The organism is Streptomyces sp. NPDC093071 (assembly GCF_044754545.1).
In the GTDB taxonomy this organism is placed as follows: domain Bacteria; phylum Actinomycetota; class Actinomycetes; order Streptomycetales; family Streptomycetaceae; genus Streptomyces.
Genome location: NZ_JBIVPH010000012.1, coordinates 161,316 through 173,869 on the forward strand (window position 1 = coordinate 161,316; position 12,554 = coordinate 173,869).

15 protein-coding genes and 1 tRNA gene are annotated in these 12,554 nt (G+C 71.0%); 2 read left to right on the forward strand and 14 right to left on the reverse strand.

Annotated features, from left to right (window positions below; all coding sequences use genetic code 11):
- Positions 1-249 precede the first annotated feature (249 nt).
- The 6 genes from thrB to ACIQD7_RS31090 form a co-directional block, all read right to left on the reverse strand.
- On the reverse strand, positions 250-1,167 hold the full coding sequence (gene thrB / locus ACIQD7_RS31065) for a homoserine kinase (protein ID WP_383406574.1): 918 nt from the start codon (positions 1,165-1,167) through the stop codon (positions 250-252).
- A gap of 315 nt (positions 1,168-1,482) precedes the next feature.
- Positions 1,483-2,553, reverse strand: coding sequence for a threonine synthase (gene thrC / locus ACIQD7_RS31070; protein WP_351970162.1), 1,071 nt, complete (start codon positions 2,551-2,553; stop codon positions 1,483-1,485).
- A 6-nt stretch (positions 2,554-2,559) separates the two neighbouring features.
- Complete coding sequence (locus ACIQD7_RS31075; RefSeq protein WP_161372894.1) at positions 2,560-3,852, reverse strand: homoserine dehydrogenase; 1,293 nt, start codon at positions 3,850-3,852, stop codon at positions 2,560-2,562.
- Positions 3,853-3,996: 144 nt separating this feature from the next.
- Positions 3,997-5,388, reverse strand: a complete 1,392-nt coding sequence (lysA, locus tag ACIQD7_RS31080; protein ID WP_402446012.1) for a diaminopimelate decarboxylase — start codon at positions 5,386-5,388, stop codon at positions 3,997-3,999.
- 16 nt (positions 5,389-5,404) lie between these two features.
- Positions 5,405-6,388 (reverse strand): ArgS-related anticodon-binding protein NrtL, encoded by a 984-nt coding sequence (gene nrtL, locus ACIQD7_RS31085; protein ID WP_402446014.1) that lies wholly within the window; start codon positions 6,386-6,388, stop codon positions 5,405-5,407.
- Positions 6,389-6,483: 95 nt separating this feature from the next.
- On the reverse strand, positions 6,484-6,975 hold the full coding sequence (locus ACIQD7_RS31090) for a response regulator (RefSeq protein WP_121830178.1): 492 nt from the start codon (positions 6,973-6,975) through the stop codon (positions 6,484-6,486).
- A gap of 160 nt (positions 6,976-7,135) precedes the next feature.
- On the opposite strand from ACIQD7_RS31090, the gene ACIQD7_RS31095 reads away from it, so the two are divergent.
- Both ACIQD7_RS31095 and ACIQD7_RS31100 read left to right on the forward strand, forming a co-directional pair.
- A tRNA-Arg gene (locus ACIQD7_RS31095) sits at positions 7,136-7,207 on the forward strand.
- Between the two features lie 234 nt (positions 7,208-7,441).
- A complete protein-coding gene (locus ACIQD7_RS31100) occupies positions 7,442-7,903 on the forward strand; it encodes a hypothetical protein (RefSeq protein WP_402446017.1) in 462 nt (153 codons plus the stop codon).
- Between the two features lie 56 nt (positions 7,904-7,959).
- Here the strand turns inward: ACIQD7_RS31100 and ACIQD7_RS31105 are convergent, their stop codons facing one another.
- The 8 genes from ACIQD7_RS31105 to ACIQD7_RS31140 all read right to left on the reverse strand — a co-directional run.
- A complete protein-coding gene (locus ACIQD7_RS31105; protein ID WP_402446020.1) occupies positions 7,960-9,333 on the reverse strand; it encodes a tyrosine-type recombinase/integrase in 1,374 nt (457 codons plus the stop codon).
- Entirely contained in the window at positions 9,330-9,503 is a 174-nt protein-coding gene (locus ACIQD7_RS31110) for a helix-turn-helix domain-containing protein (protein WP_359588370.1), read from the reverse strand. Before ACIQD7_RS31110 ends, ACIQD7_RS31105 begins: the two co-directional genes overlap by 4 nt.
- Before the next feature lie 11 nt (positions 9,504-9,514).
- Entirely contained in the window at positions 9,515-10,918 is a 1,404-nt protein-coding gene (gene repSA, locus ACIQD7_RS31115; RefSeq protein ID WP_402446022.1) for a replication initiator protein RepSA, read from the reverse strand.
- Positions 10,915-11,151 carry a hypothetical protein gene (locus ACIQD7_RS31120; RefSeq protein WP_402446024.1) on the reverse strand — a complete coding sequence of 79 codons (237 nt, stop codon included), beginning with the start codon at positions 11,149-11,151 and terminating at the stop codon, positions 10,915-10,917. Before ACIQD7_RS31120 ends, repSA begins: the two co-directional genes overlap by 4 nt.
- Before the next feature lie 5 nt (positions 11,152-11,156).
- A complete protein-coding gene (locus tag ACIQD7_RS31125; RefSeq protein WP_402446026.1) occupies positions 11,157-11,339 on the reverse strand; it encodes a hypothetical protein in 183 nt (60 codons plus the stop codon).
- Between the two features lie 94 nt (positions 11,340-11,433).
- Positions 11,434-11,982: a GGDEF domain-containing protein gene (locus tag ACIQD7_RS31130; RefSeq protein ID WP_402446052.1), complete on the reverse strand. Its 549-nt coding sequence runs from the start codon at positions 11,980-11,982 to the stop codon at positions 11,434-11,436.
- Between the two features lie 5 nt (positions 11,983-11,987).
- Positions 11,988-12,227: a hypothetical protein gene (locus ACIQD7_RS31135; RefSeq protein WP_402446029.1), complete on the reverse strand. Its 240-nt coding sequence runs from the start codon at positions 12,225-12,227 to the stop codon at positions 11,988-11,990.
- A gap of 1 nt (position 12,228) precedes the next feature.
- On the reverse strand, positions 12,229-12,554 hold a 326-nt coding region (locus tag ACIQD7_RS31140; RefSeq protein ID WP_402446031.1), incomplete at its 5' end, for a SpdD-like protein.

Consider the following 12,554-nt stretch of genomic DNA (forward strand, 5'->3'; position numbering starts at 1 on the left):
CTCACGAGAGAAGAGCGAGGGGTGTCGTGCCGGTTCCGGAGCGTGCTCGAAACTGCTCAGGCGGGCTGCTCAGGCAGTCGGGGAGGCTCCCGGAAGAATGGGTGGTCCCTGAGGGGACACTCCGCACCGCTCCACAAAGAGGTCGGGTGCAGACTTGAGGTTAACACTACCGGCTCCAACAAACATTCCCCCTCTCCCTCACCGGCAATCTCCCGACCGGGACGCCGCCCGGCGCCCCGGCCTCCTCACCTAGGGCGCCAGCGGCAGGACGCTCGCGCCGGAGGCGTCGAGGTCGAGCCTGTTCGCGGCCCATCCGTCGCCCGCGAGCAGGGCGACCTTGTCGGCGGTCCCCCGCTCCGCGAGGGCGAGCACCGTGGGGCCCGCGCCGGAGATGACCGCGGGGACGCCGTCCGCCCGCAGCCGGTTCACCAGGGCGACGCTCTCGGGCATCGCGGGAGCGCGGTACTCCTGGTGCAGCCGGTCCTCGGTGGCCGCGAGCAGCAGCTCGGGGCGGCGGGTCAGGGCCTCGACGAGGAGGGCGGCGCGCCCCGCGTTGGCGGCGGCGTCCACGTGCGGGACGGTGCGCGGCAGGAGGCCGCGGGCGGTCTCGGTCAGGACGGGCTTCCCGGGGACGAAAACCACCGGAACGATGGAATCCGAGGGCTCCATCCTGATCGCCCGCGCCGCGCCGGACTCGGTCCAGGCGAGCGTGAATCCGCCGAGGAGACAGGCGGCGACGTTGTCGGGGTGGCCCTCGATCTCGGTGGCCAGCTCCAGGAGGGCGGCCTCGTCGAGCCGGGCGTCGCCGCCTATGGTCACGGCGCGGGCGGCGACGATGCCGGCGCAGATGGCGGCGGAGGAGGAGCCGAGGCCCCGGCCGTGCGGGATGCGGTTGGCACAGACGACCTCCAGGCCGCGCGGCTGCCCGCCGAGCAGGTCGAAGGCCGTGCGCAGGGAGCGTACGAGCAGGTGGCTCTCGTCGCGCGGGAGCGTCTCGGCGCCCTCTCCGGCGATGTCGACGTGCAGCCCGGAGTCGGCGACCCGGACGACCACGTCGTCGTAGAGCCCCAGCGACAGGCCGAAGGCGTCGAAGCCCGGGCCGAGATTGGCGCTGGTGGCGGGGACGCGCACCCGTACGGCGGCGGCGCGGAACGCTGGACCGGCCATCGCTCGATGACTCTCCTTGATTGCGACAACGGGTATTTCAACGGGTATTTCAAGAGAAGTACACCGGGACCCGGCGGGCCGTTTCGGCCACGGGGGCGACAACGGCAACGACACCGCGCATATGCGTCGGGGCGGGTCGGTACAGCCTATCGAAGGAAGGTTCCGCCGCGACATAGGGCGCACAGGAGGCGCACGATGCGTGTCGCGGGCCAACCTGTGCCCCTCTGGGCGTTCCTGATCGGGTTTCGCCCCGCGGTCCTTCTCGTACGGGGGACGGTTCGGCGAGGAACGCGTCCCCCGTACGGAGGAACGGGATCAGGCCAGGCCGAGGCGCTCGGCGGCGGCCGCGGCGTCGACCGGGACGGTGACGGGCTGCGGCGCGCCGGCGACGGCCCAGTCGGGGTCCTTGAGGCCGTTGCCGGTGACGGTGCAGACGATCCGCTGGCCGGGGTCGACCTTGCCCTGCTCGGCGGCCTTCAGCAGGCCGGCGACCGAGGCGGCCGAGGCGGGCTCGACGAAGACGCCCTCCTGCGCGGCCAACAGGCGGTAGGCGCGCAGGATCTCACGGTCCGTCACCTCGTCGATGAAGCCGCCCGACTCGTCGCGCGCGGCGATCGCGTAGTCCCACGAGGCCGGGTTGCCGATGCGGATCGCGGTGGCGATCGTCGACGGGTCCTTGACGACCTCGCCGCGCACGAGCGGGGCGGAACCGGAGGCCTGGAAGCCCCACATGCGGGGGCGGCGGGTGGCGAGGCCGTCCTCCGCGTACTCGCGGTACCCCTTCCAGTACGCGGTGATGTTGCCCGCGTTGCCGACCGGGAGGACGTGGATGTCGGGGGCGTCGCCCAGCATGTCCACGATCTCGAACGCGGCGGTCTTCTGGCCCTCGATGCGGACCGGGTTGACCGAATTGACCAGCGCCACCGGGTAGTTGTCGGAGAGGCGGCGGGCCAGGGTGAGGCAGTCGTCGAAGTTGCCGTCGACCTGGAGGATCTTCGCGCCGTGCACGAGGGCCTGGCCCATCTTGCCGAGCGCGATCTTGCCCTGGGGCACGAGGACGGCGGACACCATGCCGGCGCGGACCGCGTAGGCGGCGGCGGAGGCGGAGGTGTTGCCGGTGGAGGCGCAGATGACGGCCTGCGCACCCTCCTCCTTGGCCCGGGTGATGGCCATGGTCATGCCCCGGTCCTTGAAGGAGCCGGTGGGGTTGGCGCCCTCGACCTTGAGGTGCACCTCGCAGCCCGTGCGCTCGGAGAGGACCTGAGCCGGAACGAGCGGCGTACCGCCCTCACGGAGCGTGACGACCGGCGTCGCGTCCGTGACCGGAAGGCGGTCCCGGTACTCCTCGATGATGCCGCGCCACTGGTGGGTGCCCTTGCTGGTCATGGGTCCTTACTCCCCTTCAACACGCATGATGCTGGCGACACCGCGCACGGTGTCGAGCTTGCGCAGCGCCTCGACGGTCCCGGAGAGGGCGGCGTCGGGCGCGCGGTGGGTGACGACGACGAGGGAGGCCTCGCCGTCCTTGCCCTGCTGGCGGACGGTGTCGATCGACACGCCGTGCTCGGCGAAGACCGTCGCCACCTGGGCGAGGACGCCCGGCTTGTCGGCCACGTCGAGGCTGATGTGGTACCGCGTGACGACCTCGCCCATGGAGCTGACGGGCAGCTGGGTGTACGCGGACTCCCCGGGGCCGTTGGCCTCGTTGAGCTTGTTGCGGCACACGGCGACGAGGTCGCCGAGCACGGCCGAGGCGGTCGGCGAGCCGCCCGCGCCGGGGCCGTAGAACATGAGCCGCCCGGCGGCCTCCGCCTCGACGAAGACCGCGTTGTACGCCTCGCGGACGGAGGCCAGCGGGTGGCTGAGCGGGATCATCGCGGGGTGCACGCGCGCGGTGACGGACCCGCCGTCGGCGGCCCGCTCGCAGATGGCGAGCAGCTTGATGGTGCAGCCCATCTCCTTGGCGGAGGCGAAGTCGGCGGCGGTGACCTCGGTCATGCCCTCGCGGTAGACGTCGTCGAGGCGCACGCGCGTGTGGAAGGCGATCCCGGCGAGGATGGCGGCCTTGGCGGCGGCGTCGAAGCCCTCGACGTCGGCGGTCGGGTCGGCCTCGGCGTAGCCGAGGGCGGTGGCCTCGTCGAGCGCCTCGGAGTAGCCGGCGCCGGAGGTGTCCATCTTGTCGAGGATGAAGTTCGTCGTGCCGTTGACGATGCCCATCACCCGGTTGATCTTGTCGCCGGCGAGGGACTCGCGCAGCGGCCGGATCAGCGGGATGGCTCCGGCGACGGCGGCCTCGTAGTAGAGGTCCTGGCCGTACCGCCCGGCGGCCTCGTGGAGGGCCGCGCCGTCCTGGGCGAGCAGGGCCTTGTTGGCGGAGACGACGGAGGCGCCGTGCTCGAAGGCGGCGGTGATGAGGGTGCGGGCGGGCTCGACGCCGCCGATGACCTCGACGACCACGTCGATGTCACCCCGTTTGACCAGGGCGGTGGCGTCGGTGGTGACCAGCTCCGGGGCGATGCCCTCACGGACCTTGTCGGGCCGGCGGACCGCCACGCCGGCGAGCTCGACCGGGGCACCGATGCGCGCGGCGAGGTCGTCGGCGTGCGTCGTCATGATGCGCGCCACCTCTGAGCCGACCACTCCACAGCCCAGCAGCGCCACCTTCAGCGGACGCGTACGCATCATCCGACCTCGTTTCTCGTACTACTTCGTATTGCTACGTTCGTATCTCTACGGTCCCTACGGTGAGGACCAGTCTCACTCACCGGACGGGGGTTTCCGCCCTTTGTCCGGATCGTGAGACATGGATTCCATCACCCGACTATTTCATCATCCGACGTCGAGACGCAGGAGATCTTCCTCCGTCTCGCGCCGGACGATGACGCGCGCCTCGCCGTCGCGGACGGCGACGACGGGCGGGCGGAGCGCGTGGTTGTAGTTGCTGGCCATGGAGCGGCAGTACGCGCCGGTGGCGGGCACGGCGAGGAGGTCGCCGGGGGCCAGGTCGGAGGGCAGGAAGGCGTCCCGTACGACGATGTCGCCGCTCTCGCAGTGCTTGCCGACGACCCGGGAGAGCATCGGCTCGGCGTCGCTGGTCCGCGAGACGAGGGCGACGCTGTACTCGGCGTCGTACAGGGCGGTCCGGATGTTGTCCGACATGCCGCCGTCGACGCTCACGTACGTCCGCAGCCCGTCGAGGGGCTTGATCGTGCCGACCCGGTAGAGGGTGAAGGCGGTGGGGCCGACGATGGCCCGCCCGGGCTCGACGGAGATGCGGGGCGTCCGCAGCCCGGCGGCCTCGCACTCCCGCGTCACGATCTCGTTGAGCGCCTTGGCGATCTCGTGCGGCTCGCGCGGGTCGTCCTCGGAGGTGTACGCGATGCCGAGGCCGCCGCCGAGGTCGATCTCGGGCAGCTCGACGCCGTGTTCGTCGCGCACCTCGGTGAGGAGCTGGACGACGCGGCGGGCGGAGACCTCGAAGCCGGCCATGTCGAAGATCTGCGAGCCGATGTGCGAGTGGATGCCGACGAGTTCGAGCCCGTCGAGCTTCAGCGCCCGGCGCACGGCCTCGGCGGCCTGCCCGCCGGCGAGCGCGATGCCGAACTTCTGGTCCTCGTGGGCGGTGGCGATGAACTCGTGGGTGTGGGCCTCGACGCCGACGGTCACCCGGATCTGCACGCGCTGGCGCTTGCCGAGGGACTGGGCGACATGGGAGACGCGGACGATCTCCTGGAAGGAGTCGAGCACGATCCGCCCGACGCCGGCGGTCACCGCCTTCTCGATCTCCTCCTCGCTCTTGTTGTTGCCGTGGAAGGCGATGCGCTCGGCGGGCATTCCGGCGGAGAGGGCGGTGGTGAGCTCGCCCCCGGAGCACACGTCGAGGTTCAGCCCCTCTTCCGCGAGCCACCGCACGACGGCACGGGAGAGGAAGGCCTTCCCGGCGTAGAAGACGTCGGCGTCCGGGCCGAAGGCGTCGGCCCAGGCGCGGCAGCGGGCGCGGAAGTCGGCCTCGTCGAGGAAGTAGGCGGGGGTGCCGAACTCCTCGGCGAGGTCGGTCACCTTGATCCCCGCGACGGTGGCGACCCCGTCCTCGTCCCGCCCGACGGTCCGGGACCACACCTTGGGGTCGAGGACGTTGAGGTCGGCGGGCGGGGCGGAGTAGTGGCCCTCGGGGAGGACGTCGGCGTGGCGGGGCCCTGCGGGGTGGGCGGAACGGCTCATGTCTGCGTCTGCTCTTTCAGATCCGATCGGGTGCGCTGATGCCGAGCGCGGAGAGGCCACCGGCGAGCACCGTCCCGGCGGCTTCGGCGAGCGCGAGCCGGGAGCGGTGGGCGGCCGAGGGTTTCTCGTCGCCGAGCGGCAGCACGGTGTGCTGGAACGCGAGCAAGGCGTCGGCGACGGCTTCGAGGTGCCGGGCGACCCGGTCGGGGGCGCGGCGGCGGGCGGCGGCGAGGAGCGCGGAGGGGTGGTCGCGGAGGGCGCCGAGGAGCGGGGCGGCGTGGTCGCCGAATTCCCCGGGTTCCCCGGGTTCACCGGGTTCGGGGGCGAACCCGAGCTGTCGGGCGTTGACGAGCAGCCGGCGGGTGCGGGAGTACGCGTACCGGACGCGGAAGAGGGGGTTGCGCTCGTGCGGGACGAGGAGGGGGGCGAGGTCGAGGGGCCGGTCGTGGGGCGCGGCCCGCAGGAAGGCCCAGCGGAGGACGTCGTCCCCGCGGGAGGGGTCGTACTCCCCCGGATGCACGTGGAGCCACTCGCCGTACCGCCCGATCTCGACGTCGGCACCCTGGGAGCGCAGCAGCCGGGCGAGCGTCTCGATCACGAGGGCGTCGCGGGGCGCGCTCGTCGCGGCGAGGGGGACGACGGTCCCGGCGAGGTCGGTGCCGTGCCCGTACGACGTCCCGGCGGCCAGGATCTCCCGTACGAGATCGGTGTCGGCGTCTCCCCGCAGGGTGAAGTTCAGGAACCCGGGCCCGGTGATCTCGACGCGCCGGAGCCCGGAGACGTCCCGGAGCCGCTCCTCCAGGATTCCGGCGACGTCGAGGGGGGTGCGGCCGGCGGGCCGGGCGAGGCTGAGCGCGACGCTGCTGGCGTACTCCCCCACTCCGCCGGGCCGGGTCCGCTCGACCTTCACCCGGGGAGGGACGTCGACCCGCAGAGCACCGTCGTCGACCGCGCGGCGCACGGCGTGCAGCACGGTGAGGGAGAGGTCCGCGGGGGTCACGGGACCAGCGTAGGGGAGGAGGGGGGGCCTGACGCGAACCGGTTTCGCCATGCGGGCAACGGGGTACGGACGGGCGCCCCGGCCCACGGGGGAAATCAGTCGGGGAGGGGGTCGCCGCGGCCTTCGAGGAGTCCGTCCCGGAGCCCCTCCTGAGAGGAGTCGGCCACGGCGGGTTCCTCTCCACCGTCCTGACCGGCCGCGTCGGGACGGTCCCGCCGCTCGCGGCGCATGAGCTGCCGCACGACACGGACGAGCTCGGTGGGCTCGAAGGGCTTGGAGAGGAAGGCGTCGACCTCGGGAGCGGCGCCGTCGACGACCTCGTTGCAGGCGCTGATGAGGGCGACCGGCAGGTGCCGGGTCCGTGGATCGGCCCGCAGCCGCTCGGCCGTCTTGATCCCGTCGAGGCGGGGCATGACGACGTCGAGGGTGACGACATCGGGCCGAACCCGATGCACGACATCCAGACACTCGGCACCATCGGCCGCGGTCACGACCTCGAACCCCTCGAGTTCGAGATTGACCCTGATCAGCTGCCGGATCACCTTGTTGTCGTCGACAACGAGCACCCGGCCGGACGCGCCTGACACACGAACGAGAGTAGGCCGCCCCCGCCGACCCCGTCCGGCTTTTACCCACTTCTGACCCGTGCGGGGGACACGGCCCCCCGTGACACCCCGGAAATACCTGTTCACAGGCACGCCCCGGGAGCTGGTAGGGTTCTACCCGTCGCCGCCGAACGCGGCACACGCCCCCGTAGCTCAGGGGATAGAGCAACGGCCTCCGGAGCCGTGTGCGCAGGTTCGAATCCTGCCGGGGGCACTTCGCAGGAAGTGCCAAAAGACCCCGTGATCAGCGGAAACGCTGGACGCGGGGTCTTGTTGCGTGTGCAGGCGTGTGCTGCCCTGAGCCGCCGTATGTCGGGGCCCGTGGACTATTCGTGGACAGATTCTTGGGGCATCGGCGCTGGTCAACCCCGGGAGCGACGAGGGCTCATGGGGACGAGCGTCAGCGCCGGCAGATAGTGTCTCTCGCGAACCTCGGGTGGGGAGTGCCATGAGCTGGGACGTTCTACTGCTGCCGCTACCTGCGGGCCTCGTATCGATCGAGGATCTCCCCGCCGATCACGAGCCACCTCACATCGGCAGCCGGTCCAGCGTTCACAAGGCACTCAGGTCAGCCGCTGGTGACGTCGATCTCACTGATCCCACCTGGGGCGAGTTGCTCGGCCCTACGTGGGTGATCGAAATCGGCATCGGCGAAGGCGATCCCGTCGAGTCGGTCATGCTCCACGTCCGGGGCAGGGAGAACGACGTACTCCCTGTGATCTTCCACATCTCCCGAACCCTCGGCTGTCGCCCCTTCGACTGCTCGACCGGCGAACTGCTCAAGGACGAGGCCTCCTCCAGCTGGGCAGGCTTTCAGGCCTTTCGAGACAGAGCGATCGCGTCTGACCCACTGGACAGACCCCAGCCAGGTACCGACCTAAGCAGCACGGTCTTCAGGCAACCTCATTGAACGACGAAGGCCCCTGGACAGGTCCAGGGGCCACGAAGCCTAGCGATCAGGGACTCTCACTCGTACTCGCGCAGCAGGTCCTCGATACGCCGGTTCGCCACTTCCTGACGGCCGTCGAGGCACTTCGCGTACCGGCTCAGCAGCACCTCCACACTGTTGCCCGCTCGCTCGGCGACCTCAGTGGCATCCACGCCCGCGTTCAGCCATGTCGAGAGTGCGGAGTGCCGCAAGTCGTAGGGGCGCCGGGCGAGCGGTGAGGCAACCGCGGCCGGCGGGAGTGCTAGCTCTCGGGCCTCCTGCCATGCCCGGTAGTACGTCGAGGAGGAGACCACTCCCCCGTTCTCGCTGAAGAACAGGCGCCCGCCCTCGGCCGTCCCGAACGTCTCGATGTGTTCCCGGAGGACAGACACGAGCTGGGGCGGGATCGGCACCCGGCGGACGTCCTCGGTCGGGCGGTTCTTCAGGCCGCGGTCGTCATGGCTCTCCCCCGTGTCGGTCCACTGCTTCCCGACGCTCGGGCGAGTCCGGTGAAGCAGTGCGGAGCCCCATCCGGAGTCGGGCAGCGAGAGATCCGGCTCCGCCAGGCCCACGGCTTCGGCAGGCCGGAACCCTCCGAAGTACATGCTGGCGAACAGGCCGACCAGACGCCTGCCACGGGCGCGTCGGTAGCCGCCGACGTATGAGACGGCATGGAGGAGGGACCGGGCTTGCTCAGGGTTGGCAACGATCCTCGGGTCCACCTCACTGGACACCTTGGGCTTCTGCCAGCGAACGGCAGCGAGAGGGTTCTCGGGGAACTCCCCCAGATCGACGGCGTAGTGCACAGCGTTGACGAGAGTCCGACGCTTTCGCCGTACCGTCTCGGCAGCGGCCGCAGTGCCGTCCAGCTTGAGCTTGAGCGAGTCGAGAACCGCGCGCCCGATCACCGGGTCGGCAAGGTCGGAGAGTGGGCGAGAAGCCTTCGCCACCCAGTGCAGCGCATTGCCGATCTCGGTCGGCAGTTCGCGGTCGTCGGGCCCCGGAAGAACGAAGGCCCAGTTCCTCAGCGCCCTACGGAGCAGCTCATCGGACGGGCGCCCCGGACGATCATCGAGAAGGGCCGTCGTGATCGAGGTCAGCGATTCGTTGATCCCGTCGCGCGTGTTCGGTGCCGCATGCGGCCACTTCATGGCCAGATACTTCAGCGCGAAGGCGTACCAGGTCAGAGCAGACTTCTTCTCCTCCATGGAGGCCGGAAGGCCTGATTCGGTGTCGAATTCCTCGCCATCGCGAGCCGCTCGCATCAGCTTGGAACGGTAGTTGTCGGCGAGGGCCTTGGTCCGAAAGGACTGAGGGAAGACCTTGCCAGCCACCGCCCAGCGGACGTCATAGGACGGCTTCTTGGTGTTCCGCTTACGAACACTCCAGATCTTGACGTCGAGCGACTTCACGCGGCAGCCCCTTCCAGCCCCCGGAGCCAGGCCGAGAAGTCCGACCGCCAGACGCGCAGCTCACCATTCGGCAGCTTGAATGCCGCCGGCCCCTGTCCCAACTCCCGCCAGCGGTAGAAGGTCCGGCGCGACACTCCGCCCAGCTCGGTAAGGATCTGCGGCACGGTCATCAGCTCGTCCTTCACAGCAGCTCATCCCCCTGGGCTTCGAGTTCGGTTCTGATCTCTCGGGCGTGTTCGCGGTTGTGTTGGATGTCGCGGCGGATGTTGGCGGCGAGCCAGGATTCGCCGGGGGTGTGGCCGTGTCCGGCGTAGGTCCAGTGGGCGATGGTGAGGACGGTGGCTTCGGGGTGTTCGTCGGGGTTGGGGAGGCCGAGGGCGGTGCGTTGCTGGTGGGAGCGGTAGTCGGCGCGGACTTGGCGGAGGGCGCTGAGGGTGGTGGAGTAGCTGCGGGATTTGGTGGAGAAGTGGCCGCGGAAGCCGAGCATGTGGGCCCAGTCGCGTAAGCGGCGGTCGGGGTAGGCGGCGTGGAGGTCGAGGCAGGCTTCCATCAGGCGCCGGGGGTGGTCGGGGATGTCGAGGAGGATGAGGGCTTCTTTGTTGCCGACGGGGTGGTCGGTGGTGCCGGTGGTCTCGGCGGCTTTGGTGGCGTACTTGGCGACGTAGGAGGCGACGGCCTGTTCGGTGAGGTCTTCGCCCTGGCCGAAGGCTTTGATGGGCTGGATGTCGAGCTGGGTGCCCCAGGCGAGCGTGAGGTCCTGGCCGACGCCGTGCGCGGGGGCGGCGGGCACGGTGACGCGGACGCGGGTGGCGGCGGCGCGGATGGCGTCGGTGAGCAGGTCGAGGGTGGCCCAGGCCGGGGGCGGGGTGTGAGGGCCCTTGGGGCCGTCGAAGCGGATGACGGCGTGGAAGTGGACGGCGCCGCGTTTCTGGTATTCGGCGACCTTGCCGAAGGAGACGCGGGACTGTTCGCGGGCGGCTTTCTGCGTGAGGCCGGCGCGGGCGGCGATCTCGCGGCGCAGGTAGATCGTGAAGTAGCGCCACAGGTCGGAGGCGTGGTTGTTCCACAGCACCGCGGCCGCGTAGTCGTAGGTGGACGGGTCGAGCGGGGTGCCCAGCTCGGGGGCGTCCTCGGGGTGGCGGGTGCCGCAGCGGCAGGGCCGGGTGCCGGGCCGGTTGTGGACCGGTCCGAAGGACGGGGCGGTCAGGGTCGCGAAGACCCGGGGGTGGTCCCGGATCGTCTCCGGGGTGCCTTTGTCGGGGGCGCCGGTGAGTCCGGCGCGGATGAGGTGGTAGGTGTCGCCCGCGTAGGTCCAGGCGCAGGCGGGGCAGCGGGAGGCCCGCCGGTTGCCGCACGCGACCCGCAGGACGCCGCCGGGTTCGGCGTCGGTGTTGTAGGCGTGGAGCACGGTTTTGGTTGCGGGGTCGAGGAGCTTGGTGCCGCCGGTGAGGCGGATGGGGTTGGTGCAGCCGCCGGTGCGGCGGAGTTGTTCGGTGAGGCGGTCGAAGCCTGGGGACCCGGCCACCTTGAGCAGGTCGCTCAGGGTGGCCGGGTCCAGGCCCGCCGCGGTGGCGGAGTCGGTCACGCGGGAACCTCCGTTGCTTCGGTGGTGAGGGTGTCGAGGACGGTGGCGGCTTCGGTCGCGGCGGTGGCAAGGGTGCGCAGGGCGTCGGCCGAGCCGGAGGAGACCAGGAGCGCGATGTCGATGGCGTCGCCCTCGATACGCAGGCTCACGAACGGGCGGAGACGGTCGGGGAAGGGGGTGACGCGGATGCGGGTGTCCACCTGGAGGTGGCCGTTGACCGAGAGACCGTTCACGGCAGTCACTTCCCGGCATGGATGAAAGCGGCGGCCGTGGTGCGGGTGCCGGTGCCCTTGCAGGCCGGGCAGGTGGCGGCCAGGGTGCGGCGCTGCCCGTTCGGGGTACGGGTGCCGGTGGTGATGTGGACGACAGGGAAGCCGTCGCAGTCACGGCAGACGCGCTGAGCGAGGGTGTTCTCGGGCATGATGAGTGCTCCCTTTCGGGTCCGTTGGATCTGGAATGGGGCCAGGCGCCCGGGGCGGCGGAAGTTTGGCGACCGAGGCCGTCCCGGGGGCCGCTCAGTGTGTGTTGCGCCTGCCGTGGCCCTTGGCCGCGTACATCGCCTTGTCGGCGATCGAGAGGGCGTCGGTGAGGGTGGGGACCGGCAGGTGGGCGGGGTAGGCGAAGCCGACCGAGGCGGAGACCGGCAGGGTGTGCCCGTGGTGGGTGACCGGGCTGTCCAGGGCGGACCAGAGGGCGAGAAGGCCGGCGGTGCGGTCGGGGTGGGCGACGATGGCGGCGAACTCGTCCCCGCCGAGCCGGGCGGCGATCCCCTGACGCCCGCACCAGTCGTCCAGCCGCCGGGCTGTGGTGGTGAGGACGGTGTCTCCGGCGGCGTGGCCGTGGGTGTCGTTGACGGCCTTGAAGTCGTCCAAGTCGACCAGGAGCACCAGGGCGCCGGGGTGTTTGGCGATGAGGCGTTCGGCGCGGGCGGTCCACCCGGCCCGGGTGTGCAGCCCGGTCAGGGGGTCGCGGCGGGCAGTGGCCAGGCGGCGCGAGAGCAGCCCACCGTGCAAGGCCCAGCCCAGGGCCGGTAAGCCCGCAGCCGCCATCGTGTAGGTGTCCATGCTGGTCACCGGCCCTTGTGTCGGGTGCGGATGGGCTTGATGGGAGGGAGGGCGTCGTAGGCGTCGCGGCCCTGCTGGAAGGAGGCGCGGTCGGTCTCGCTGACGTGGGAGGTGCCGAGCTGGCGGGTGATGCGGCCGATGGTCCTGCGGTCGCCGTGCCGTTTGGCGATGGCGTACTCGCGGCCCAGCTCGGCCATCTGCGGGTTGGACGGGGTCTCGTCGGTCTTGCGGCGGAACAGGCCCATGTCAGTGCTTCCTTTCCTGGCTGATCAGCGACTTGAGGACCACGGCGCACACGGCGACGGAGACGCCAGTGATGGCGACCGCGAGGAGCATCGAGACCAGGACCGTGCCGACGACCAGGACGACCGCGCCGCCGCCGGCCGCGAGGGCGAGCGCGCTGCCGGGGGTGAGCTGCACCGTCGTGCGAGCCGGAACGACCGGGGCCGGGGCCGGGGCGGGAGAGGCCGGTTCGATGTCGGCGGCCGGGTCGGGGGCCGGGTGGTTGAGGGGGATGGGGGTGCCGGTCGGGAGCGGGTTGACCGGGATGCGGGGCTGGAGCATGAGGCGGG

Coding starts and splice junctions, on each gene's coding strand:
- ACIQD7_RS31075 (WP_161372894.1), bottom strand. CDS start 3,852: ATGATGCGTACGCGTCCGCTGAAGGTGGCGCTGCTGGGCTGTGGAGTG.
- ACIQD7_RS31100 (WP_402446017.1), top strand. CDS start 7,442: ATGAGCTGGGACGTTCTACTGCTGCCGCTACCTGCGGGCCTCGTATCG.
- thrC (WP_351970162.1), bottom strand. CDS start 2,553: ATGACCAGCAAGGGCACCCACCAGTGGCGCGGCATCATCGAGGAGTAC.
- ACIQD7_RS31125 (WP_402446026.1), bottom strand. CDS start 11,339: ATGCCCGAGAACACCCTCGCTCAGCGCGTCTGCCGTGACTGCGACGGC.
- ACIQD7_RS31130 (WP_402446052.1), bottom strand. CDS start 11,982: ATGGACACCTACACGATGGCGGCTGCGGGCTTACCGGCCCTGGGCTGG.
- ACIQD7_RS31110 (WP_359588370.1), bottom strand. CDS start 9,503: ATGACCGTGCCGCAGATCCTTACCGAGCTGGGCGGAGTGTCGCGCCGG.
- lysA (WP_402446012.1), bottom strand. CDS start 5,388: ATGAGCCGTTCCGCCCACCCCGCAGGGCCCCGCCACGCCGACGTCCTC.
- thrB (WP_383406574.1), bottom strand. CDS start 1,167: ATGGCCGGTCCAGCGTTCCGCGCCGCCGCCGTACGGGTGCGCGTCCCC.
- ACIQD7_RS31135 (WP_402446029.1), bottom strand. CDS start 12,227: ATGGGCCTGTTCCGCCGCAAGACCGACGAGACCCCGTCCAACCCGCAG.